This is a genomic window from Bacillus sp. FSL M8-0277 (assembly GCF_037975305.1).
GTDB lineage: Bacteria > Bacillota > Bacilli > Bacillales > Bacillaceae > Bacillus > Bacillus pumilus.
In genome coordinates, this window is sequence record NZ_CP150255.1 from 3031761 (window position 1) to 3055523 (window position 23763).

The 23763-nt window shown below is 42.1% G+C and carries 27 protein-coding genes; 5 read left to right on the top strand and 22 right to left on the bottom strand.

All coding sequences use genetic code 11. From position 1 onward, the window contains the following. Positions 1–117 precede the first annotated feature (117 nt). From rnr to MKZ05_RS15435, 5 genes are all read right to left on the bottom strand, one after another. On the bottom strand, positions 118–2460 hold the full coding sequence (gene rnr / locus MKZ05_RS15415; RefSeq protein WP_268492589.1) for a ribonuclease R: 2343 nt from the start codon (positions 2458–2460) through the stop codon (positions 118–120). 19 nt (positions 2461–2479) lie between these two features. Beyond that, positions 2480–3226, bottom strand: coding sequence for a carboxylesterase (locus MKZ05_RS15420; RefSeq protein ID WP_050944165.1), 747 nt, complete (start codon positions 3224–3226; stop codon positions 2480–2482). A gap of 124 nt (positions 3227–3350) precedes the next feature. Further along, entirely contained in the window at positions 3351–3584 is a 234-nt protein-coding gene (secG, locus tag MKZ05_RS15425; RefSeq protein WP_003212746.1) for a preprotein translocase subunit SecG, read from the bottom strand. A gap of 186 nt (positions 3585–3770) precedes the next feature. Continuing rightward, on the bottom strand, positions 3771–4061 hold the full coding sequence (locus MKZ05_RS15430; protein ID WP_003213714.1) for an AbrB/MazE/SpoVT family DNA-binding domain-containing protein: 291 nt from the start codon (positions 4059–4061) through the stop codon (positions 3771–3773). Between the two features lie 26 nt (positions 4062–4087). Next, complete coding sequence (locus MKZ05_RS15435; RefSeq protein ID WP_003213379.1) at positions 4088–4321, bottom strand: helix-turn-helix transcriptional regulator; 234 nt, start codon at positions 4319–4321, stop codon at positions 4088–4090. 153 nt (positions 4322–4474) lie between these two features. Here MKZ05_RS15435 and MKZ05_RS15440 point away from each other — a divergent pair, with 153 nt between their 5' ends. The 3 genes from MKZ05_RS15440 to MKZ05_RS15450 all read left to right on the top strand — a co-directional run bounded on the left by MKZ05_RS15440 (position 4475) and on the right by MKZ05_RS15450 (position 5808). After that, entirely contained in the window at positions 4475–4879 is a 405-nt protein-coding gene (locus MKZ05_RS15440) for a helix-turn-helix transcriptional regulator (RefSeq protein WP_003213200.1), read from the top strand. A gap of 130 nt (positions 4880–5009) precedes the next feature. After that, a complete protein-coding gene (locus MKZ05_RS15445; RefSeq protein ID WP_003213015.1) occupies positions 5010–5411 on the top strand; it encodes a helix-turn-helix transcriptional regulator in 402 nt (133 codons plus the stop codon). An 82-nt stretch (positions 5412–5493) separates the two neighbouring features. Continuing rightward, positions 5494–5808 carry a helix-turn-helix domain-containing protein gene (locus MKZ05_RS15450; protein ID WP_284907339.1) on the top strand — a complete coding sequence of 105 codons (315 nt, stop codon included), beginning with the start codon at positions 5494–5496 and terminating at the stop codon, positions 5806–5808. Between the two features lie 86 nt (positions 5809–5894). Here the strand turns inward: MKZ05_RS15450 and MKZ05_RS15455 are convergent, their stop codons facing one another. Genes MKZ05_RS15455 through MKZ05_RS15470 form a run of 4 tightly spaced genes read right to left on the bottom strand, consistent with a single transcriptional unit; the run spans position 5895 to position 9352 of the window. Continuing rightward, a complete protein-coding gene (locus tag MKZ05_RS15455) occupies positions 5895–6584 on the bottom strand; it encodes an ABC transporter permease (protein ID WP_003213726.1) in 690 nt (229 codons plus the stop codon). Positions 6585–6605: 21 nt separating this feature from the next. After that, a complete protein-coding gene (locus tag MKZ05_RS15460) occupies positions 6606–7523 on the bottom strand; it encodes an osmoprotectant ABC transporter substrate-binding protein (protein ID WP_003213573.1) in 918 nt (305 codons plus the stop codon). Positions 7524–7536: 13 nt separating this feature from the next. After that, a complete protein-coding gene (locus tag MKZ05_RS15465; RefSeq protein ID WP_003213477.1) occupies positions 7537–8190 on the bottom strand; it encodes an ABC transporter permease in 654 nt (217 codons plus the stop codon). A 13-nt stretch (positions 8191–8203) separates the two neighbouring features. Next, complete coding sequence (locus MKZ05_RS15470; RefSeq protein ID WP_003212926.1) at positions 8204–9352, bottom strand: betaine/proline/choline family ABC transporter ATP-binding protein; 1149 nt, start codon at positions 9350–9352, stop codon at positions 8204–8206. A gap of 269 nt (positions 9353–9621) precedes the next feature. Between MKZ05_RS15470 and MKZ05_RS15475 the strand changes: the two genes are divergently transcribed. Continuing rightward, positions 9622–10158 carry a GbsR/MarR family transcriptional regulator gene (locus tag MKZ05_RS15475; protein ID WP_012011291.1) on the top strand — a complete coding sequence of 179 codons (537 nt, stop codon included), beginning with the start codon at positions 9622–9624 and terminating at the stop codon, positions 10156–10158. A gap of 55 nt (positions 10159–10213) precedes the next feature. Here MKZ05_RS15475 and MKZ05_RS15480 read toward each other — a convergent pair whose 3' ends face one another. Next, positions 10214–10846: an NAAT family transporter gene (locus MKZ05_RS15480; RefSeq protein ID WP_212045550.1), complete on the bottom strand. Its 633-nt coding sequence runs from the start codon at positions 10844–10846 to the stop codon at positions 10214–10216. Positions 10847–10962: 116 nt separating this feature from the next. On the opposite strand from MKZ05_RS15480, the gene MKZ05_RS15485 reads away from it, so the two are divergent. Beyond that, positions 10963–11427 carry a GNAT family N-acetyltransferase gene (locus tag MKZ05_RS15485; RefSeq protein WP_050944183.1) on the top strand — a complete coding sequence of 155 codons (465 nt, stop codon included), beginning with the start codon at positions 10963–10965 and terminating at the stop codon, positions 11425–11427. A gap of 22 nt (positions 11428–11449) precedes the next feature. Here MKZ05_RS15485 and MKZ05_RS15490 read toward each other — a convergent pair whose 3' ends face one another. The 12 genes from MKZ05_RS15490 to MKZ05_RS15545 form a co-directional block, all read right to left on the bottom strand. Then, a complete protein-coding gene (locus MKZ05_RS15490) occupies positions 11450–11731 on the bottom strand; it encodes a hypothetical protein (protein ID WP_003213050.1) in 282 nt (93 codons plus the stop codon). Further along, positions 11728–12096, bottom strand: coding sequence for a hypothetical protein (locus MKZ05_RS15495; RefSeq protein ID WP_050944185.1), 369 nt, complete (start codon positions 12094–12096; stop codon positions 11728–11730). The genes MKZ05_RS15490 and MKZ05_RS15495 overlap by 4 nt, the downstream gene beginning before the upstream one ends. Next, complete coding sequence (locus MKZ05_RS15500) at positions 12093–13490, bottom strand: hypothetical protein (RefSeq protein WP_050944187.1); 1398 nt, start codon at positions 13488–13490, stop codon at positions 12093–12095. Before MKZ05_RS15500 ends, MKZ05_RS15495 begins: the two co-directional genes overlap by 4 nt. Then, positions 13462–14229, bottom strand: coding sequence for an ABC transporter ATP-binding protein (locus MKZ05_RS15505; protein ID WP_050944189.1), 768 nt, complete (start codon positions 14227–14229; stop codon positions 13462–13464). The genes MKZ05_RS15500 and MKZ05_RS15505 overlap by 29 nt, the downstream gene beginning before the upstream one ends. A 58-nt stretch (positions 14230–14287) precedes the next feature. Further along, complete coding sequence (locus MKZ05_RS15510; protein WP_034620133.1) at positions 14288–14557, bottom strand: hypothetical protein; 270 nt, start codon at positions 14555–14557, stop codon at positions 14288–14290. Between the two features lie 256 nt (positions 14558–14813). Further along, positions 14814–16106 carry a phosphopyruvate hydratase gene (gene eno, locus MKZ05_RS15515; RefSeq protein WP_003212752.1) on the bottom strand — a complete coding sequence of 431 codons (1293 nt, stop codon included), beginning with the start codon at positions 16104–16106 and terminating at the stop codon, positions 14814–14816. A 29-nt stretch (positions 16107–16135) separates the two neighbouring features. After that, the gene (gpmI, locus tag MKZ05_RS15520) at positions 16136–17671 is read right to left on the bottom strand and encodes a 2,3-bisphosphoglycerate-independent phosphoglycerate mutase (protein ID WP_050944194.1); all 1536 of its coding nucleotides are present in this window, start codon (positions 17669–17671) and stop codon (positions 16136–16138) included. Continuing rightward, the gene (tpiA, locus tag MKZ05_RS15525; RefSeq protein WP_106029339.1) at positions 17664–18425 is read right to left on the bottom strand and encodes a triose-phosphate isomerase; all 762 of its coding nucleotides are present in this window, start codon (positions 18423–18425) and stop codon (positions 17664–17666) included. Before tpiA ends, gpmI begins: the two co-directional genes overlap by 8 nt. A gap of 30 nt (positions 18426–18455) precedes the next feature. Next, positions 18456–19640 carry a phosphoglycerate kinase gene (locus MKZ05_RS15530; RefSeq protein WP_003213359.1) on the bottom strand — a complete coding sequence of 395 codons (1185 nt, stop codon included), beginning with the start codon at positions 19638–19640 and terminating at the stop codon, positions 18456–18458. Between the two features lie 213 nt (positions 19641–19853). Beyond that, on the bottom strand, positions 19854–20861 hold the full coding sequence (gap, locus tag MKZ05_RS15535) for a type I glyceraldehyde-3-phosphate dehydrogenase (RefSeq protein WP_003212811.1): 1008 nt from the start codon (positions 20859–20861) through the stop codon (positions 19854–19856). 31 nt (positions 20862–20892) lie between these two features. Beyond that, positions 20893–21930 carry a sugar-binding transcriptional regulator gene (locus MKZ05_RS15540; RefSeq protein ID WP_003212739.1) on the bottom strand — a complete coding sequence of 346 codons (1038 nt, stop codon included), beginning with the start codon at positions 21928–21930 and terminating at the stop codon, positions 20893–20895. Positions 21931–22244: 314 nt separating this feature from the next. Then, positions 22245–23660, bottom strand: a complete 1416-nt coding sequence (locus MKZ05_RS15545) for an amino acid permease (protein WP_003213035.1) — start codon at positions 23658–23660, stop codon at positions 22245–22247. Positions 23661–23763 lie beyond the last annotated feature (103 nt).

Below are 23763 nucleotides of genomic sequence, written 5' to 3' on the forward strand. Positions count from 1 at the left end.
ACAAACACGGTCCAAATCGTACGGATTATTTTATCAAACAATCCAGCTTTAGACAACGCTGACGCTATGTGGTCAAAAAGCAAATAGAGCGTGATGCTCTATTTGCTTTTTGTCACGTTACTTTTTCTTTTTACGTTTTTGTTTTGGTGCGTTATCAAATACGCGTTTTTTCTTTTTCTTCTTCTTACGGCCTGTGAACCAGTCACTTCCGCCTTTATCCTCTTTGGCTTTATCCCCAGAGGCATTTTGGCTTCCGTGCCCTTTTTTCGCTGGTGAATCTGTTCGTTTTTTAAACTTAAAATCTTTCGGCGATTTACGGCGGGTGCCTTTCATACCGACGATTTCAAAATCAATCGAGTGCTCATCTTTATTGACATTCACCACTTTGACTGTGATTTCATCACCGATACGGTAGACATTTCCTGTGCGTTCACCGATCATGGCAAAGTGCTGCTCATCAAAGCGATAGTAGTCGTCTGTCATGTAGCTGACATGAACAAGACCTTCAATTGTATTCGGCAGTTCAACAAATAGTCCGAAGTTCGTCACGGAACTAATCATGCCATCAAACTCTTCACCGATTTTATCAAGCATAAATTCTGCCTTCTTGAGATCATCTGTTTCACGCTCTGCATCAACTGAGCGGCGCTCCATTGTAGACGCATGATCTGCAATTTCAGGAAGCAGCTGACCCCACTTTTCTAGAGTTGCTTCGTCTGTCTTTTTCTGAATCAAATAGGTTCTAATTAGTCTATGCACGATTAAATCCGGATAACGGCGGATCGGTGACGTGAAATGTGTATAGAATTCCGTTGATAAACCAAAATGGCCGATGCTTTCTGGATCATATTTCGCCTGTTTCATCGAACGAAGCATGACAGTTTGAATCACAACTTCTTCTGGTTGATCCCTCACAGCATCAAGTACACTTTGAAGTGCACGTGGATGGATGTTTGTCGACGTTCCTTTCACAATGTAACCAAACGTTGTCACGAACTCTAAAAAGCGCTGAAGCTTCTCAGGATTTGGTTCTTCGTGAATCCGATAAATGAAAGGTACATTCAACCAGTGGAAATGCTCTGCAACTGTTTCGTTAGCAACAAGCATGAATTCTTCAATTAATTTCTCTGCGACTGAACGCTCGCGAACGACAACGTCTTTTGCTGCGCCTTCATCATCTACAAGTACTTTTGCTTCCTTGAAGTCAAAGTCTACTGCCCCGCGCTCCATCCGTTTGTCGCGAAGGATCTCTGCAAGCTTCTCCATCTCTTGGAACATTGGGACGAGCGGCTCGTATTTGTCTATAAGCTCCTCGTCTTGATCGACTAAAATCTTATTCACATCAGTATAGGTCATTCTTTCCGTCGTTTTGATCACACTTTGGAAAATCTCGTGTTTGACGACCTTCCCATTTCGATCAATGACCATTTCACAAGACAGCGTTAGACGATCGACCTTCGGATTCAACGAGCAAATACCGTTTGACAGGCGGTGCGGGATCATCGGAATGACGCGGTCTACGAGATATACACTCGTTCCACGCTCATAAGCTTCCTGATCAATCGGAGAGTTCTCTGTGACATAATGAGAGACATCTGCAATATGCACCCCTAGCTTATATTTGCCATCATCCAGCTTTTGCACCGTAACGGCATCATCTAAGTCCTTCGCATCTGCTCCGTCAATGGTTACAATCGTTTCATTGCGTAAGTCACGTCTGCCTTCTAGGTCTTTTTCATCAATCGTTTCAGGTGTGTCTACTGCCTGCTGGAGCGCTTCTTCTGGGAACTCACCTGGCAGGCCGTGTTTATGAATGATTGATAGTATATCAATGCCAGGGTCATTTTTATGACCAAGGATTTCAGTGACTTCGCCCTCTGCACTCATTCTTCCTTCTGGGTAGCTAGTCAGCGTCACGACCACTTTATGCCCTTCGACCGCTCCATTTTTAGCGGATTTCGGGATGAAGATATCGGTTGTGATTTTTTTATCATCAGGAATGACAAAGCCAAAGCTTTTCGTTTCTGTATAGGTACCGACAACCGTCTGAGTATTACGCTCCAGAATTCGGATGACAGTCCCTTCTTTTTTTGTGCCGTTTGATTTGTGGCTGACACGAACCATGACCGTATCACCATTCATCGCTGTGCCTAGCTCATTAGGCGGAATGAAAATATCATCCTGTCCAAACTCTTCTGGTGTCACAAATGCAAAGCCTTTTGCATGAGCAGACAGCTTTCCTTTTACCAAGTTCATTTTTTCCGGTACACCGTAGCGATCGCTGCGCGTGCGAACGATGAGTCCTTGATCTTCCAGCATCACAAGTGCTTTGACGAGCTCTTTATAATCATCTGGATTGGTAATCTCCATCATCACTTCCAGCTCTTGAACGGTTAACGGTTTATACGCTTCATCTTTCATAAAAGCGAGTAATTCATTCATAAATTCTTCTTTTTGCACACTCTAACCCCCTATATATTTAAACTGACCAATCAAGTGATTCTAAGAATGCATATACATCCTGATGAACCTTCTCGCGCTCTTTATCAAGCGTGATCGCATGGCCTGATTCTTCATACCATTTCAAATGCTTTTGATCTGTCTCTACTTCGTTGTAAATGATATTCGCACTGTCTGTATTAATCATATGATCGTGACGTGCCTGAACAACAAAAGTAGGTGAATAAATCATGTCGACATTGTTTCTGACATCTGCAATGAGTTCTTGCAGGCTCCTCAGTGTATCCATTGGCGTTTTCTTGAACTCTTCCATTTCCTGTTCAATTTGGTCCTCTGACTTACCCTCGAATTTCTTATAGTTACGGGCATATTCTAGTACACCCTGGTACATGACTTCTTCACTTTTTATGTACATAGGTGCACACATAGGTACAATTCCCTTTACAGGTACAGTGTAACCTAATTTCAATGAAAAAACTCCTCCGAGGGATAGTCCGCAAACTGCAATTTCCTCATAGCCTTCATCCTTTAAGAATTGATAGGCTTCTTGTACATCCTTCCACCAGTCATCCGGTCCAAAATGGACAAGCTCTTCTGGCGGCACGCCGTGTCCTTTATATTGTGGTGCATGACACGTATACCCTCTTTCGTTCAAATAACGGCCTAGCATTCGAACATCGGCTGTATTCCCAGTAAAACCGTGAAGAAGAAGCACCGCCTTTTCTCCACCTTTAAACGTAAATGGTTTTGGTGTAACAACTTTCATGATGTGACTTCCTTTCCTTCCGATATGGTTTATATTTTCCACTTGTATGTATGAAACAAACACAAAAGAGTGCTGATAATAAAAAAAGGTCTGAAAAAAGATCAGACCTTCTGTTACTCGCGCTTTATACGCCTAAATATGCCAATGCAAGTGTTAAGATGAAGAAAAGCACTGACAAAATAACCGTTAAACGGTGAAGTATCAAGTCAAGACCTCTCGCTTTTTGCTTACCGAAAAGCTGCTCGGCTCCACCTGAAATAGCGCCTGACAGTCCAGCACTTTTACTAGATTGTAACAATACAACGATGATAAGTGCGATACTGACAATTACGAGTAATGTGATAACAAATGCGTGCATGAAAACACCTCCAGACAAACTGGTACACATAACTTTATTTTACATGAAAACAAGGTGCATGTCACGAAACATCAAAATAAAGATTCCCTCTATATTCTCGACTTTACTCGTTATTTTGATTCAATTTCATTCCAAAGAGTAGTATGCAGCATTTTTTATATGCAATTTTCGGTTAAAAACACGTTTTTAACGGGTTGCTTCTTCTTTCAATAGCTGTTTTAATTCTACTAACAAACGTTCAGCTCCTTCAGGACTCAGCATCACTTTCCCATTTCCATAGCTTTTGTTATACTTCGTCACTTGTCCAGTTAACAGGCAGCTCTTATCTGCATCATATTTTTTCAGCATAATAGTTTGATCTTCAATGAAAATTTCTAAAAGCTGCTCTTCTTTAATATTGAGTACCTTGCGCATTTCTGAAGGCAGAACAATTCTGCCTAGTGAATCAATATGTCTGACCATCCCAGTTCTTTTCAACGACATTGCCTCCTTGATCATTTCATTCATTGACTTTTGTCAACATTCTCATAGTAAAATAGATCTTCAAATTTTTTATCAAAGTAATGAATCATTTTGCCAATGACAAGCTGGCCTGGTTTCCGATGACCATTTAATACCCTGCTGAGTGTGGCAGGAGAAATGCCAATTTCATCAGCGAGCTGATTTAAAGACATATCGTTTTCGATCATATACTGCATGACATAAGTCCGTCTGATCTGAATCTTTTCGACCATCATTACAACCTCCTATGGAATCAATATGTACAACGTGTAGGTGCTCACATGAAACAGATTCATTAACTTAAGTCAACACTTTTACCCCTCTGCTATTTCCTTTGGTCAATGATCATACTAAAATAAGTCATATACTGAAATGTGAGGTTCGATGTCATGAATCACTTTGGTGAACAATTACGCATTTTAAGAGAAAATAGAAAAATGTCTGTCAATCAACTCGCCATGTATTCAGGTGTAAGCGCTGCTGGTATTTCTCGTATCGAAAATGGAAAGCGTGGTGTGCCGAAGCCTTTAACCATAAAAAAATTAGCACACGCCTTGAAGGTGCCTTATGAGGATTTAATGCTGCTTGCCGGTCATATTGAACAGGAACAAGTTCATGAAATGAAACCAAAATATGAATCCATGTTGAAAATCTACCAAACGGCGCTTCAAAAGGATGTAGAACATCTTCCCATTTTTGACGGAGACCTATGGGAAAGGCTATCCGCACAAGACATCAGCCAGCTGAATGAATACTTTCTCACGCTCATCAACCAAAAAAAGACGAACAAATAGCGGGGCATAACCCTAAGATACATTCACTATTAACTAATGTCAATATTTTCATGGTATACTTGTTGCCAATAGTCAACAAATCAAGTAAAATAGATATATCTAATCTATAACCATGTGAGGTTTTGCCTTGATGAACTTTGGTGCATACTTAAGAGCATTACGTGAGGAAAAGAAGCTGTCAGTGAACCAATTAGCGATGTATTCAGAAGTCAGTGCTGCTGGTATTTCTCGTATTGAAAATGGGAAACGCGGCATTCCGAAGCCTCCTACGATAAAAAAACTAGCCGGTGCATTAAAGGTTCCTTATGAGGAAATGATGCAGGCTGCGGGCTATATTGAGGAAGCCTCTTCTGTCCATCAGCTGAAGGAAGAGGAAACGGCATTATCCAAAATAAAGGAAGCCGCAGCGCAATATGAACTTGGTGATCTCGAGCTATTTGATGGAGACATTTGGTCAACTCTTTCGAAAAAAGAAATAGAAGATCTTAACCGCTATCTGTTATTTATATTAAACAGCCGTTCGTCATCATAGAATGTTTTGATCATTAACAAGCTTTTTGAGCTGATTTATGACAAATTTACGGTATAATGGGTTCAGATTGGAGTGAAGAAAGATGAATCAATCTGACATGTGCCCGCGGTTTGAAAAAGCAGTTGAGTTATTGAGTAAACGCTGGGTTGCACTGATTGTTTTTCAGCTTCTCTCAAGTCCGCAGCGCTTTGGTGAAATTGAGGCCGCTCTGACAAATTTAAGCGGAAGAGTATTATCTGAGAGATTAAAAGAGCTGGAAGCAGCAGGCATTGTAAAACGGGAGGTTTTTGCTGAAACACCCGTGCGTATTGAGTATTCTTTAACTGATATGGGGCGTTCCCTTGCACCCGTTTTTGAGGAAATTTCGAAGTGGTCTACTGAATGGATCACGCTTTAATCATAAAATACCCGCATGTGAACTGCCTGATCATCATAAAACTACCTCCCTTACAGATGTAAGGGAGGTTTTGTCTTTTCAACCGCTTAAGCAGATGTCATGTTTTTTTCAGCTAATGCTTTTCTTTCTTTTTTCTTGTTCGTTGGGCTTAAATAGCGTTCGAGCCAGCCCATGACTAGGTCAGCGATAATGGCCATGAGTGCAGTTGGAATAGCACCTGCTAAAATGATGGCTGTTCCGTTTGTGGCGTTTGATCCTCTGATGATGATATCACCTAGACCTCCCGCGCCAACAAATGTCCCAATCGCTGTAATGCCGATAGCGATGACCAGTGCAGTTCTTAAACCAGCCATAATAACCGATAAAGCAAGCGGTAATTCAACCATTCTCAGCACTTGCCATTTCGTCATGCCCATCGCTTTACCCGATTCTAAATAAGCATGTTCAATGCTGACAATCCCTGTATACGTGTTGCGGATGATCGGCAACAGCGAATACAGAAAGAGTGATATGATGACTGTATTTGCGCCAAGTCCTAACACGAGCATCAACACGGAAAGCATTGCCAACGCCGGTATGGTTTGAATGACGTTGGTAATGGCGAAGATCCAATTGCTTAGCTTACGGTAATGCGCCACAAAGATGCCTACTGGAATTCCGACTATTGCCGCAAACAGCACCCCATACGCTGACATGAGAAAATGCCGATAAAATTCTTCTAACACATATGAACCGTTCTGCTGATAATACGTCCATAATTGCTGCAGTGTGTCCATCAGCCGTGACACCTCCCCATCTTACTCAAAGTAATTGTGCTTTTTCAGGAAATTCTTCGCAACGGTGGCTGGTTCTTGAAGCTCTCCGTCGACTTGATAGTTCAGCTCTTGCATTTGTTCTGTATTAATTTTTCCGATCAGTCTGTTGATCACCTTATCAAGCCCTGGGTTCTCTTTTAAAACTTTTTCCGGGACAACGGGCGATGCATCATATGGCGGGAAAAACCGCTTATCATCTTTTAAAATTTTGAGGTCATAGGCTTTGATTCGTCCATCTGTTGAATAGGCAAGCACAATATCCATTTTTTCATTTTTTAATGCATCGTACACTAAACCAATCTGCATTGGATACGTGCTTCCAAATTCAATTCCGTATGTTTTCACGAATCCTTCATAACCGTCGCCTTTCTTTTTGAGCCATATATTATCGACACCGAACCGGTAATTCTTCGCATTCTTTTTCAAGTCAGAGACCGTTTCTAACTTGTTTTCCTTCGCCATCTTTTGTGTCACGGCAAAGGCATACGTATTGTCAAAGCCATAGGAATCAAACCATTTGTAATCATAGCGTTTCTTAAATTCTTTTTGGACGATTTCCATTGCACGCTCCGGGTCTTTTTCCGCATCCATTCCAAGCGTACTTGTCAAATCTGTCCCTGTATATCTTGTCGCCGAAATGTCGATATCCCCATTTTCCATTGCTTTCTGCTGTACGGTATTAGAGCCTAGGTTTTTCACAATGGTTGTCTTTTTATCTGTGTAATGTTCGATGATCTCGCTAACCATATAGGCCATGATTTCTGATTCGGTAAAGTTTTGTGCTCCCACCCGCAGCGTATTGCCTGAGGAGCCGGCTAGTCCAGGAAGTGAACAGCCGCTTATCAATAGCAAGCATCCAGCAAGCAGTGCGCTGATCCATTTTGTTTTTCGATTCTTCACATAAGCCAACTCCTTATGAAACTTCCTTCAATCCTTTTAAGCCTTCTGGTGTTACTTTTTTCTCCAGCTTCATCAATGTAAAGTCAATGATGACCGCTAAAATGGTGACTGGGATGGCACCTGCAATAATGTATTCCGGCTGGTATAGCTGAAGTCCAATCAAAATGTAGTCACCAAGACCGCCTCCACCGATAAAAGCAGCAAGTGTTGTCCAGCCAATTAAATAAATCGTTGACGTTCGGACACCTGCCATAATGATCGGTACAGCAAGCGGAAGTTCCACGAGACGAATTTGTTCCCATGTCGTCATGCCGATCCCTTTACCGGATTCAAGCAGATTTTTGTTCACACCTTGGACGCCGGCATACGTATTTCTCAAAATAGGCAATACCGAATAGAAAAAGAGAGCAACGATTGCAGGTATTTTCCCAACCCCCAAAATAGGAATAAAAAATGCAAGAATCGCTAAACTAGGGAGTGTTTGAAAGATATTCACGACACCGATGACAAAACCTGCGCCTCGTTTCATTCGCGTGAGAACGACGCCTAAAGGAACGGCAACGATAATTCCTAGCACGACAGCAATTAAGGAAATATATAAATGCTCCCACATTTTTGTGAGGAGTTCCCCACCATTTTTCTCTAGAAAATCGATGATTTGATCCATGTGTCCACCTCCCTTAGTTCATTTCAATGGCAGACGCTGGCGTATCGTCTCCCCAAATGGAGTCGTACACAACATCTACAAGACTTGCCCGTGTCACAATGCCTTTTAAATGCCCTTTGGCATCGACAACCGGTACATATTTAATACCGCGTATTAAGATTTTCCGAACGGTGTCTCTGAGAAGTGCGCCTTCTTGTACAGTATAGAACTCTGTATTTAAGATCTCACCAACGAAAGCCGCTTTTCTGCGGTTCGCATCAATTGTTTCAATATCGATATAGCCTTTTAACACATCATGTTCATCTACTACAAGCAAGGAATCGACCCGCTTTTCTCTCATGATATAGATGGCATCAGTCAACGTTTGTTCGACTGTAATGGTGACTGGTGACGTGTTCATCATTTGTTCTACACGTTCCATATTCGGATTTGATTGAAGCAGGCGTTCTTTTCCGATGAATTCTTCAACGAACTCGTTGGCTGGGTTACGCAAAATATCTTCTGGTGTGCCTACTTGGACAATCTCTCCATCTTTTAAAATCACAATTCGGTCAGCCAGTTTAATCGCTTCATCCATGTCATGTGTGACGAATACGATGGTTTTATTTAACGTTTTTTGCAATTTCTTAAATTCTTCCTGCAATGTATCTCGTGTAATTGGATCAAGTGCACCAAATGGTTCGTCCATGAGGATCAGAGGGGGTTCTGCTGCCAGTGCGCGAAGAACTCCGATGCGCTGCTGCTGTCCTCCACTGAGTTCATGAGGATAGCGCTCTAAAAATTCTGGGCCCATGTCGACGAGCTTCAGCAGTTCGCGTGCTCGTTCTTTCCGTTTTTCTTCCGGCCATTTTAAGAGCTTCGGCACAAGTGAGATGTTTTGCGCGATGGTCATATGGGGGAACAGTCCAATTTGCTGAATCACATAACCGATTTCTCTTCTTAATTGAACTGGATCTTTTTTCATAATATTTTCTCCCTCGATAAAAATGTTTCCTGAGGAAGGTTCGATGAGTCGGTTGATCATCTTCATGGTTGTGGTCTTACCACAGCCACTCGGTCCAATAAAACAAATAAATTCTCCTTTTGCTATGTCTAAATCAATATTTTTGACAGCTTTTTTTCCGCCTTTATACGTCTTAGATACATTCTCTAGTTTCAGCAAATGAGACACCTCCAATTAGTTGGATCTATATATTCAGAAAATTTACACCTTATTAATTATAGTGCAAACTTTATAAAATAAAAAGTTTATGATGTGTTTGTATTGCATAACATTTATATAAAATTTTCAGTTAACGCCGTAATATCTAGATATCTCTCCTTTTTCCTCCAAATTACTAGCAATTACTCAATATTTATTGTTTTCATCAACAAACAGGTATATGATATATTGTGTTACAAATTGTCAGTCGTGAAGGGATGAAGCGGGGAGTGGACAAGCAAGCGCTAGGCGCCATTCAAAAAGCACAGGATCATTATATTGAAAAAGCTGCAGAAAACATGAATGCCTTTGGTCTTTCTTCTACAGTGGGTAGAGTGCTTGGTATCATTCACATGAACCGTAAACCAATGACGCTGGAAGAGCTATCAGAGGCGACCGGCATGAGCAAAACGAGGATGAGTCAAGTCGTTCGAGAAATGCTCGATTTAAATATTGCGGAAAAGGTTTATGAAAAAGGAATACGTAAAGATCTTTATGACGTTGAGCAAGATCAATACCAAACGTTTATTTCATTGTTTGCAGCCAATTGGACACGTGTTGTCAGTAAAAACCGTAAAGCACATAAGAAAACGTGCAAGGAATTGCAAGAGCTGCTTGAACAGGAAGATTTACCAGAAGAAACAGAGGATAAAATCAATCTGCTTCTTTCAGAAATCAAGGAAAGTCTTGATTACTATGATTGGATTAGCCGCTTAATTGAGTTCTTTGAAAGTGAAGAAGTATTTAAGCATGTGCCGAAACCTTAAAAAAAGCTGTTTTATTTTACATCATTGTAGAAAAAAACAGCTTTTTTATATACACTTATGACATAAACATCGGAAACATCCCTTTTAAGCCTGCGCCGATCATTTCAACTGCCACTACAGCCAGAATTAATCCCATCAAACGCGTCACGACATTCATCTCTGTTTTCCCCATTTTTCGCATAATAAAACTTGAATAATGAAAGGCATAATACGTCATGGCAAGAACGATGACAATGCCGATTAGAATCGCAAACATGTGGAGCATCCCTTGACTTCCCGGGGTTAAACTCATCACTGTAGCGATTGTACCGGGACCAGCGATGATCGGAATGGCGAGCGGCGTAACGGAGATATCTGACTTCTCTTTGCTTTCTGCCTTTTCCTCCGAATGAGGATTTTGGACGTGTGATTCTTTTGCATTCAGTAAATTGTAAGCGATACCAAAAATAAAAATACCGCCAGCGATGCGAAGTGCATGAATATCAATTCCAAACAGTTTGAAAATGAGCCTGCCTGCCAATAGAAAGGCAATCAAAATAATAAAAGAGACCACGATGGCTTTTTTGGCTGTCTGGGAGCGCTCTTTCTCTGTATAGCCCTCTGTTAAGGTGATGAAAAGAGGTACGTTTCCTATGGGGTTTGATACAGCAAATAATGAGACGACAACATGAATCATAAAGGAAATCAACAGACACCCTCCTTTTTGCATAGTGTCTGCCATTCTGATGTGAATATTCCCTTGTGATGTTAAAACATTGGGGCGTGAAACAAGGGTATATAAAAGAATAGAAAGGATGAAAAAGTGTGATACAGATTCGGCCATTATCTCATGATCAATCTCTCCCGATGGATCTTTTACTATTAGCTGATCCTTCAAAGGAAAAGGTTCTTGCTTATGTACAATCCGGCTCTTGTTATGCCGCCTTTCATGAACAGGAAGTGATTGGTGTCTATGTGCTATCATCGCTCTCTCAGCATTCAGTGGAAATCATGAATGTTGCTGTGAAGGAGTCATGGCAAGGAAGGGGAATTGGGAAGCAGCTGATCCGCCATGCGATCGCTGAAGCGAAAGCCACTGGTTTTCATACGATTGAAATCGGCACAGGCAACTCGAGTATTCAGCAGCTCGCACTTTATCAAAAATGCGGCTTCCGTCTAACGTCGATCGATCGCGATTTCTTCCTTAAGCATTATGATGAACCAATTTATGAAAACGGGATTCAGTGTATGGATATGGTACGGCTGTCTCTCACATTTCAAGCAGACTGACTATTTGTTCAGCCTGCTTTTTTTATGCTCTTCGTTTCTTCATAGCATGAATCACATATTGAATGAAAAAGTAAAGCACAGCGCCGGCTAAAAAGCAGACAACGCATCCAAAAAGCGTCGCCTCAGAGCTGAATTGATACTCTTCAATTTTCATAATATAAAATGGCATACCAAACAGCGTTGGACTTGATTCGATATGATTGACCTCTAACAGTAGTAAAAAGACAGGGGTCATAAACACAGCAAATATATACAGCATCGCAAGTGTTAAGCCGCTAGAAAACGAATGAAATACTTTGATCATCTCTTTCTCTCCTTCATCTCTTTTAAACTGACTGTGATATTTTTCCCGTCTGGGCAAGCTGGATGCAGCATCACAGTGTTCAGTAAAGAAAAAAACAGCAGCTGATGACTAACCGAATGCTTCCACGTTAATAAAAGCACAATTGAGCAGAGTACCGGAAACAGCGGACCTGCAAGTGCCACCATCAGATTAAAGCTCGGCCGGGCAAATGTCTCATGGACGATCGCCACATGCTTCCAATCAATCGTTACCACAAAATCAAAGAGCGGCCTTTTTTCGACTTTGTTACACACCATGATCATCAGCATATGACCGAGTTCATGAATAAGCACAACCGCTAGTAAACTAATGACAAGCCCCATCATCGCAATATCGGCCTTTTTAACATCACAGCATATATACAACTGAAAAAGGCAAGTGACCCAAGCAGATAAGCGGTGGCAAGAAGAAACATATGAGCTGACAGCCACTCTAATAAAAGCATATCGATGAAGCTGAATACAGCAATCATCATCACGATGACAAACAGTTTATTAAAATCACTGATTTTCACGACAAATCCCGTACAGGCTGCCATGACGGTCATGAATAAAATGGACAAACTCGCCAAGCCATGACCTTCACTTTCAATACCGATCACCAAATAAGCAAGGCCAATATACACAAAATAAATGAGTAAATTGATTGTGTAATAAAATAAAATTCTTGGCAATATATACGCACCCTTTGATGTATTTAACATAAAGATGGCCCGTTGATTGATATGATATTCTCTGCCAATCATCAGCGGAAGCATGATCAATATTTCCTTTAACGCAAACTGCACAATAAAGGCATACAGCCAGCCAGTTTCTTCCGGTGTAAAAACAAATGGCAGCCCAATCGTCAAACAAACGAGAAAGAGGAACAAAATGCCTTGTTCTTTAAAAACAGTTGATCGGATGAAATAGACCATTTCCTGCCGCACATGCGTCAGAAAGGAAGAGTACGTCCTAATTTTCTGGTAAGAAAATGACTTTACCTCTGTTTTCAGCTGCAAAAACATTTGATGAACATAGCAAGCTGCTAAGCCCTTTACCCATAGCCAGCCAGAGCTTAGAAGAATTACCAGCAACGTCAGATAGACAGCCGGCCATACATGGATCATCTCCACTGCTTTTTGAAAAAGAAGATATATGAGTACTTGAAGTGCCGCAAAGCCGATTGTTTGTAGCAGTAAATGCTCCTTTGTTTTTGATACGAAATAACTTACACCGATCCTCATTAGCATCCATGAAGAGAGCGTATAAAGTGCCAATATGCCGCATGTGATGCAAACAGCGATGATCCAATACAGAGATGGGGTGACACCCGTGATCAAAAGACCTAATACAATCGGTAAAAAAAGCAATCCAGCCATGAGGAAGCAAAAAAGCACTGGAAAGAAATACGCACAATGGACAAAGGGTACACTTTGTATCGCACTGTTCAAAAAGTAGAATTGATATTCTTGGCGCTTCAGTTTATTGCGGGATAACACAATCCCTGCTCCTAATAGTAAGAGCGACATTTTGACAAATTGGAGATATAGCGCAGCTGGCTCACTTTCACCTGCCTGCATGTAAAAGCGCAGGCTGATGACAACGTATATCGCATAGATGAGCAAGAGAAAAACGGCAGCTGAGAGCAGCTGCAAAGGATACTTTTTTCCAAGTTGCTTTCCTTTCGTTGTCAGCATGCCCCACTCTATTTTATGAAGAACGTGTCGTGTCCAAATCATTGAGTAACCTCTCCACCTGCATATAGTAATCTCGATTTACTTCTTTATAAATCTCTTCAAGTGCCTGATGAGGAAATGTCTCATTCGTTTCTTGGCGGGACATATTCAGCTTGACGTCACCATTTCTTAAGATCATGAGATGATCATATAATGTATCACCAAAACTCAAATGATGAGTTGAAATCAGGATGCCAGCGCCTTGATCTCTCAGCTTCATGAGCACCTTTTTTAAGATGATCATCATATCTGGATCAAGTCCGTTCGTTGGCTCGTCGAACACATAATAATCACACGGTCTGAGAAGCTGCGAAATGATCTGTGTTTTCTTTTGATTGCCATGGGACAGCTGAGCGATTGGCTGATCCATATACGGACTCAGCTCAAACAAATCGGTGAAGGTCTCTTCTCGAGTGACATCTTGCTCATGTGGCAGCTGAAGTAATTGAAAGTATTCCCTCGGTGTTAAATAATCAAACAACGCATGATCGTCAGGAATATAGGAAACATGTTTTTTCAACAGGGAAATATGTGCTGAGGATCGAAGGTTCAGCTGTTCACCATGTAAGGAAACGTAGCCAGTAAATGGCGTCAGCCCAAACATAGCTTGAATCATCGTTGTCTTTCCTGCACCATTATGCCCTAAAAGAAGCATCATCTGGCCTTTCTCCACGTTCATTTGTATATGGCGGAGAGAGAAGGTGCGGCTATACGTTTTTTCTTGTAATTGTAATGTCAGCATCATATCCCTCCGTTTGTTTCAGATGGAACAGATGACCTTGCATCTGTTCTCATCCCTGTTAGAACCCGCATTGGATTTTAACGTACATGCCTAATAATTTGAACTCTCCTAAAAATTTGGAGCCCTGTCCAAAGGTCTTACATGCCCAAATCAATGCTCCAAGTGAAATAATGCCCAATATAGCGGCAAGGACATAAATCCAAAATGCGTTTTTCTGTACATTCTTAGAAGTTAGAATTCGTTGCTTCCTTTCATCATATGCCGCCAGTAGGTGGAGAATATACATATACACACCTACTGGAAAACGAAGGCTAAAAGGATTCAGCATCTCATCACCCCCTAATATATGTAAAATGATACCACCCCCTTACAGAAAGCATAAGTTCATTTCAGATCATATTTTTAGTCGATTTTTCATGATCTATTGCTTATAAATGGTGGATCTTCTCACTTTCCCTCTGACTGAAGGACGACTTTTTACAAAAATAGGATGTGACTATTGAAACAGCTGCGGGATCTCATTCAACACAAAAAAACGCTGCGCCCACTCTTTTATAAGAGCGGAACGCAGCGCATAGCTGACATTATTTATTCAAGTTATAGAATGTTGCAATGCCGTGATATTGTGCTGTTTCAGCCAATTGATCTTCGATGCGAAGTAATTGGTTGTATTTCGCCACACGGTCCGTACGAGACGGAGCACCTGTTTTGATTTGTCCAGCGTTTGTTGCAACAGCGATGTCTGCAATCGTGCTGTCTTCAGTTTCACCAGAACGGTGAGAGATAACAGCTGTGTATCCTGCACGTTTTGCCATTTCGATTGCATCAAATGTTTCAGTTAATGTACCGATTTGGTTTACTTTGATTAGGATTGAGTTACCAACGCCGTTTTTGATTCCTTCAGAAAGCTTCTTCGTGTTCGTTACGAACAAGTCATCTCCTACTAGCTGAACCTTGCTGCCAAGGCGCTCAGTTAATAGTTTGTGACCTTCCCAGTCGTTTTCATCAAGGCCGTCTTCGATAGAGATGATTGGGTATTTCGATACCATATCTTCATACCAGTCAACCATTTCAGCAGATGTTTTCACAACACCTTCGCCTGATAAATGATATTTACCGTCTTCTTTGTTGTAGAACTCAGAAGATGCAGCATCCATTGCAAGTTTCACTTCTTCACCTGGTTTGAAGCCAGCTTTTTCGATCGCTTCAACGATTGTTTGAAGTGCTTCTTCGTTAGAACCAAGGTTTGGAGCGAATCCACCTTCGTCACCTACAGCTGTGTTTAAGCCTTTTGCACTTAATACAGATTTCAGGCTATGGAAGATTTGAGCGCCCATGCGAAGTGCTTCACGGAAGTTCGGTGCACCTACAGGCATAATCATGAATTCTTGAATGTCTACGTTGTTATCCGCATGCTCTCCGCCGTTGACGATGTTCATCATCGGTACTGGAAGCGTTTTGGAGTTGAATCCACCAAGGTATTGATAAAGTGGAATTTGTAAGAAATCAGCAGCCGCACGTGCTACAGCGATAGATACGCCAAGGATTGCGTTTGCGCCTAATTTCCCTTTGTTTTCTGTTCCGTCAAGTTCGATTAACATTTTGTCAATCGCTACTTGTTCTGTTACATCAAAGCCTAAAAGCTCTGGTGCAATGATTTCGTTTACGTTGTTTACAGCTGTCAGAACACCTTTTCCAAGGTAACGGTCTTTGTCTCCGTCACGTAGTTCTACTGCTTCATATTCACCAGTAGAGGCACCACTTGGTACTAGTGCACGGCCAAAGCCGCCAGATTCTGTGTAAACTTCTACTTCAACTGTTGGGTTACCGCGAGAGTCTAATACTTCGCGTGCATATACGTCAACAATGTATGGCATCGTTATTTCTCTCCTTTTGAATCAATTTGTTATTTCTGAATCAATGATGTTCCTGTCATCTCTTTTGGTTTTTCAAGACCAAGTAAGTCTAAAAGCGTTGGAGATAGATCGGCTAGAATGCCGCCTTCTCTAAGCGTTGCACCTTTTTTCGTTACGATGACTGGAACAGGGTTTGTCGTATGTGCAGTATGCGGCTTTCCTTCTTCAGTAATCAGCACGTCTGCGTTACCGTGGTCTGCCGTGATGATGGCATGTCCGCCTTTTGCTAGGATTGCGTCGACAACAGCTCCTAAGCATTCATCTACTGCTTCAATGGCTTTGATTGTTGGCTCAAGCATACCTGAATGACCAACCATATCCGGGTTAGCAAAGTTCAGGATGATCGCATCATGCTTGTCAGCATTGATGTCTGCAACTAGTGCATCCTTTACCTCATAAGCGCTCATTTCTGGCTTGAGGTCATAGGTTGCCACATCTGGCGAATTGATCAAGATGCGGTCTTCACCAGGAAATTCTTCTTCACGTCCACCGCTCATAAAGAACGTCACGTGAGGATATTTCTCTGTTTCAGCAATCCGTAGCTGTTTCAATCCATTTTGCGCTAGCACTTCTCCTACTGTGTTATCCAAATTCACTGGTTTGAAGGCAACATAGCCATCAACCGTTTCACTGAAGTGTGTGAAGCAGACGAAGTGTAAATGCTTCGGATGTGCTTCTCCGCGATCAAACGAGCGGAAATCTTCATTTGTGAAGGTGTTCGAAATTTGGATTGCACGGTCTGGGCGGAAGTTATAGAAAATCACAGAATCGCCGTCGTTTACTTTTGCAACTGGCTCACCATTTTCTCTCGTGATGACAGATGGAATAACGAATTCATCGTAGATTCCATTTTCATAGGAGTCATCAACGACATCATAGATGTTTTGATAACTTGGGCCTTCACCATACGCCATCGCGCGATATGCTTTCTCCACACGATCCCAGCGTTTGTCACGGTCCATTGAGTAATAGCGTCCAGAAAGTGTTGCCACTTCTCCGACACCGATTTCTTTGATTTGTTCTTCAAGCTGTTTTAAGTACACTTTGGCTGTCTTTTGACCAACATCACGTCCGTCCAAGAAGCCATGAATGTATACTTTTGTTAAGCCTTCTTTTTTCGCTAGTTTCAGCAAGGCAAAAAGATGCTGGATGTGGCTGTGCACACCGCCGTCTGACAGGAGACCGAATAAATGAAGGGCCTTGTCATTCTCTTTTGCATAAGTCATTGCCTCTAGGAACGTTTCGTTTTTCTCAAATTCCCCATCACGAATGGCAACATTCACTCTTGTTAAGCTTTGATACACAATGCGTCCTGCACCGATGTTCAAATGCCCAACTTCAGAGTTCCCCATTTGACCTTGTGGGAGGCCTACTGCCTCACCTGAAGCCGTTAAGGTTTGATGCGGGAATTCGTTCCAGTAGCGGTCGAAGTTCGGTTTCTTTGCTTGGGCAACAGCGTTACCAACTGTTTCGCCTCTTAAACCGAATCCATCTAAGATGATTAATGCAGCTGGTTTCTTACTCATATTGACCTTCCTCCAATAATTGAACGAAAGACTGAGGTTCTAAGCTTGCGCCGCCTACCAAAGCACCGTCAATATCGGATTCTGCCATATATTCTTTAATATTCGCAGGTTTCACGCTTCCGCCATATTGAATGCGAAGGCTGTCTGCCGCTTCTTGACCATATTCGCTTGCAACCGTTTGACGGATATGCGCACAAACGTCGTTTGCATCTTTCGCTGTAGAAGATTTCCCTGTACCGATCGCCCAGATTGGCTCATATGCAATAACAGATTCAGAAACTTGCTGAGTTGTTAAACCAGCTAGTGCTTTCTTCACTTGATCAGCGACAAGTTCATTTGTTTTACCAGCTTCACGCTCTTCAAGCGTTTCACCTACACAGATAATTGGAACGATGCCATGCTTGAATGCAGCATGTGCTTTTTTGTTCACTGTTTCATCTGTTTCAGCGAAGAATTCACGGCGCTCTGAATGACCGATCACTGAGTAGCCAATGCCAAGATCTTTTAGCGCAGCAGGACTGATTTCACCAGTGAATGCACCATTTTCTTCAAAGTGCATGTTTTGTGCACCAATTTTAAGGTCTGTTCCGTTAGAAAGGCTGTTTAGCTTTTCAAGGAAAAGAGCTGGCGCACAGACAATTGCTTCCACTTTGTCAGGAGATGGAATGGATGACTTGACTTCTTCAACGAAGCTAACCGCTTCGCCAAGTGTTTTGTTCATTTTCCAGTTCCCAGCTATAATTGGTTTTCTCATGATTGACACTTCCTTATAGCAGTTTTGGTCTTATTTATCGTTTAATGCAGTAACACCTGGAAGCTCTTTGCCTTCCATAAATTCAAGTGAAGCGCCGCCGCCTGTAGAAATATGGCTCATCTGATCAGCAAGACCAAATTTCTCAACAGCTGCTGCTGAATCTCCACCGCCAATGACAGAATATGTATCTTTTGCTTCTGCCAGTGCTTCTGCGATTGCTTTTGTTCCTTTAGCGAATGCGTCGATTTCAAATACACCCATTGGTCCGTTCCAAACAACAAGTTTGCTGTTTTTAATGACATCAGCGTACTTGCCTATTGTCTCTGTTCCAATATCAAGTGCTTCTAGATCACTTGGAATTTCAGAGATTGGCACAATGCTTGTATTCGCATCATTTGAAAAGTCGTCGGCTACCAGAACATCTGTTGGAATCAGGAAGTTCACGCCTTTTTCTTTTGCACGGTCCATAAAGGATTTCGCTAAATCGACTTTGTCTTCTTCTAATAAAGATTTTCCTACTTCGTGGCCTAGTGCTTTCACAAATGTGTAAGCAAGTCCGCCGCCGATGATGAGGTTGTCCACTTTATCAAGAAGACTTTCAATCACACCGATTTTATCCTTTACTTTTGCGCCACCGATAATCGCTGTAAATGGGCGATCAGGGTTTGAAATGGCTTTTCCTAGAACCTCAAGCTCTTTTTGCATGAGGAAGCCAGAAACAGCCGGAAGATATGCTGCAATACCAGCAGTGGATGCATGTGCACGGTGTGCAGCACCGAACGCATCATTGACATACACATCGGCTAAATCAGCAAATGCTTTTGATAGTTCAGGATCGTTCTTTTCTTCACCAGGATAGAAACGAACGTTTTCAAGCACTAGCACATCTCCTTCTTTTAAGTCAGAGATTTGCTTTTTCACGTTGTCGCCGTAAGCTTCATCCGCTTTTTTCACTTCTTGTCCAAGAAGCTCTTGCAGACGTTTCGCTACAGGTGTCAGACGCAGTTCTTCAGTAACTTGACCCTTCGGACGACCCAAATGACTAGCTAGTAGTACCTTTGCGCCTTGTCCTGTTAAATACTCAATCGTTGGTAATGCTGCGCGAATACGAGTATCATCCGTCACTTTTCCGTCTTTCATTGGAACGTTAAAATCTACGCGGCAGAACACAACTTTACCTTTTACGTCAATGTCTTTTACTGATTTCTTATTCATGCTCGTCAGGAGATCCTCCTTTATTCTGGTTTCCTTACGCATTGGACAAGTCTCTCTTTATCCTTTTCCCATTTTGCCCTCATCAAAACGAGAAATCGTGCAGAACGGATAAAAACAGAGAAAAAGGGAAAGGGATGCTTCCCCTTCCCTTGTCCGTCTTCATTATATCGTGTCTATAGGAAAGAACCAAGTGAGTTCCTTCAGTGTGACAAATTAAAGACCTTGTTTTGCAATGTAAGCTGCAAGGTCAACAACGCGGTGAGAATATCCACTCTCGTTATCGTACCAAGAAATGACTTTCACCATGCTGCCTTCCATTACCATTGTAGAAAGAGCATCAATTGTTGAAGAGTTTGCATTACCATTGTAGTCACCAGATACTAATGGCTCTTCGCTGTAGCCAAGGATTCCATTAAGTTCTCCTTCAGCTGCTTCTTTAAGTGCTGCATTTACATCTTCAACAGTTACATCTTGGTTTAATTCAGCCACAAGGTCAACTAAAGAAACGTTAGGTGTTGGAACACGCATAGCGCCACCGTTTAATTTACCTTTAAGTTCAGGCAATACAAGTGAAACAGCTTTCGCAGCACCTGTAGAAGTTGGGATGATGTTTTCCGCAGCTGCACGAGCACGACGGTAGTCTTTGTGCGGAAGATCAAGAATTTGTTGGTCATTTGTGTATGAGTGAACAGTTGTCATCATACCGCGTTTGATACCAAATTTATCGTTAAGTACTTTTGCAAATGGAGCTAAGCAGTTTGTTGTACAAGATGCATTAGAGATGACATCGTGGCTAGCTGCATCGTATTTGTCTTCGTTTACACCCATAACGATTGTGATATCTTCTTCGTTAGCAGGAGCAGAGATGATGACTTTTTTAGCGCCAGCTTCTAAGTGTTTTGCAGCGTCTGCACGTTTTGTGAAGAATCCAGTAGATTCAACAACGATTTCTACGCCTTGTTTACCCCAGCTTAATTTCGCAGGGTCACGCTCAGCTGATACTTCGATTGTTTTACCGTTCACTACTAAGTTCGTACCGTCTACAGAAACCTCTGCATCTAGTTTTCCGTGAACAGAGTCATATTGTAAAAGGTGTGCAAGCATGTTAGCGTCTGTTAGATCGTTAACCGCTACTACCTCAACTTCAGGATTGTTTAATGCTGCACGAAATACGTTACGTCCAATACGTCCAAATCCGTTAATACCGACTTTTACTGCCATGATGTTTCCTCCTTTTATAGGTCACAATGTTTTATATTGAGGGATCAATTGACTCCCTTAATAACTCTTTTGCGGCTCCTTCGTCTGTGACGAGAACCGTTCGGCGGGGTTTTTTGAAATAAGCTTCAATGGCCCCTGCCTTTGATGATCCACCTGCAACAGCAATGATGTGTGGAATGCTTTCTAAATCATCTAGCTGCATGCCGACGGAGTGCACTTTGTGGACGACCTCACCATCACGATTAAAGTAATAGCCAAAGGCCTCTGTCACTGCGTCATGCTCATCAATCTTTTTTAAATCTTCAGCTGGTGTGTTTCGTCTCATCGCCATTGTTTTTGCTTCACCGATTCCATGAATGAGCATCGTGGATGATTTAATCGTTTGAAGCACTTCTTTGACTGACGGCTCTTCAATAATGGAAGAGTAAGCACCTTCTGACAGCTGTCCTGGAACAAACAGCAGTTTGTAAGTACCGGAAGCTTTTTCAGCCATGTGGGCACAAATGGTGTTTGCCTGATTTTTTACATTCTCCCCAAGACCGCCTCTCGCAGGGACAAACATCATGTCTCTGTTTTTGGCATCAGGGGTCATCATTTCGGCAACGGCTTCCATCGTCGTTCCGCCAGTGACGGCGACGATATTATTTCCAGTAAACCTTTTTTTCATACATTGGACAGCAGCTCTTCCCATCTCTTGCTTCACCCACGGGGATTCGTCACTGTCACCAGAAACGATCACGACTTCTTCTAGGCCTAACTTCCTCTTCAATGTATTTTCCAAAAAGGTTAAACCTAAAACGTCTTTCATCATTCCTTCAAGCATTTCAAGCAAAGCGTGGCCTTCACTCGTCAGCATCATGCCGCTCGTTTTGACATCCAGCAGATTTTGTTCTTTTAAAAACTGAACTTCAGCTCTTAAGATGCGCTCACTGAGACCAAGACTCGTCGCAAGACTTCTGCGGCCGATTGGTTCAGCTAATCTGATGTACTGCAAAATGTCGTAGCGTTTTTGCATAACGATGAGAAGATCTGGCAATAATTTTTTTTGAGCTTCCAATAAACGATTCATGGCTAACGACCCTTTCTTTTCACGTTGGACTAAAAACGTCCCACTGTGACAAAAAACGTCCCGCCACAGCCAAAAAAAATCAATCCCTGCTTTCTTTAATTATTTTAACAGGATCATCTTGCATTTTCAACTATTACAAACACATTTAGACAAAAAATAGACACATTTTCACCGATAGCCTGCTTGTCATCAAGGTTCTTGCTATGATTTTTCTTTTCGAAATATTTTATTTTCTTCTATATTGAATGAATTCATCAATGAAAGTGTGCATGCGTAAGAGGTCCGCATACACACTTTTTTGATATAGTCGTCTTTTATGTTTTTGGGATTCCTTCCTCTTCGGCGAAACGCTTTGCCTCTTCCTTCGGTTTGATTTTGAGATAATAAATGATGTAGCAGGCAGCCATGAACGGGATTCCGCAATAAAGACCGATCCGCTGATCCTCGATAAAAAATAAGCTAATGAGCACGATGCCAAATGCGATGAAGCCTGCTAGTGGGACAAATGGATAGAGCGGTGTACGGAAGACGAGATCCTTTACATCTCCCCCGTCTTTTATGAATTGTTTTCTAAAGAAATATTGAGACAAACAAATGGACATCCACACCACAACAAGAACCATTCCAGAAATCGAAATAAGCCACACATACACCGTTTTTGGCGCCACAATACTTGTGAGCAGAGATAGAGCGGATACACCCATTGTCACCAATAATGCATTGATCGGGATTTTACGCTTGGACAGCTTTTTCGTAAAGGCAGGTCCTTTCCCGTCCTTTGAAAGCGACCAGAGCATACGTGATGATGCATATAATCCAGAGTTTGCTACAGACAAGACAGCTGTGATGATAATAAAATTCATGATATCTGCAGCATATGGGATGCCGACCTTGTCCAGCACGACCACAAACGGACTGTCGACAGCGCCTGCTGTCTGCCATGGAAGAAGTGCGGCTAGAACCGCAATTGATAAAACGAAAAAGACCATCGTTCTCCAAATAATATTCCGTATTGATCGAGGCAATGTTTTTTCAGGGCTTTCACTCTCACCTGCTGCGATCCCTACAAGTTCTGTTCCTTGGAAGGAGAAATTGACCGTGACCATGGTTAATAAAATAGCAAAAACACCATTAGGAAATAGTCCGCCATGATCCGTCAAATGACGAAATAAAGGGGCTGGTTCTCCGCCTTTTAAATGAATCATTCCGAAAATTGCGCCAATTCCGATGATAATAAACAATAGGATGGCCGCAACCTTGATGGCTGAAAACCAAAACTCCGTTTCAGCGAAGCTGCGAGCAGAGATGGCATTCACGGCAAATAATATCACGCTAAATGCTAGACACCAGAGCCAAACCGGAATATCTGGAAACCACCTTTGGAGCAATATGCCTGCTGATGTAAACTCCAGACCAATCGTACACGCCCAGCTAAACCAATACAACCAGCCGATCATAAAGCCTGTGGACGGGCCTATATATTTGGTTGCATATTCCTGAAAGGAACCGGCTGTTGGCATCGCCACTGCTAATTCTCCAAGACAGAGCATGACCAAATACATTAAAAATCCGCCAATGATAAACGATAGAATGGCTCCCCCCGGTCCTGCCTGATGGATAATCAACCCTGACCCAAGGAAAAGCCCTGTACCGATGACGCCGCCTAAGGCAATCATAAAGAGATGTCTGCTTTTCATGGAACGCTCTAGTTCATTATGCTGTTCTTGCATCAAATCCACTTCCCCACTTTCCCTCTTCTATTCAGCATCCTTTGACAAAATTCGCTGTTCGTTGAAAAAGAAAGGGAGAAAGTGAAGCTTCCTCCCCCTTTGC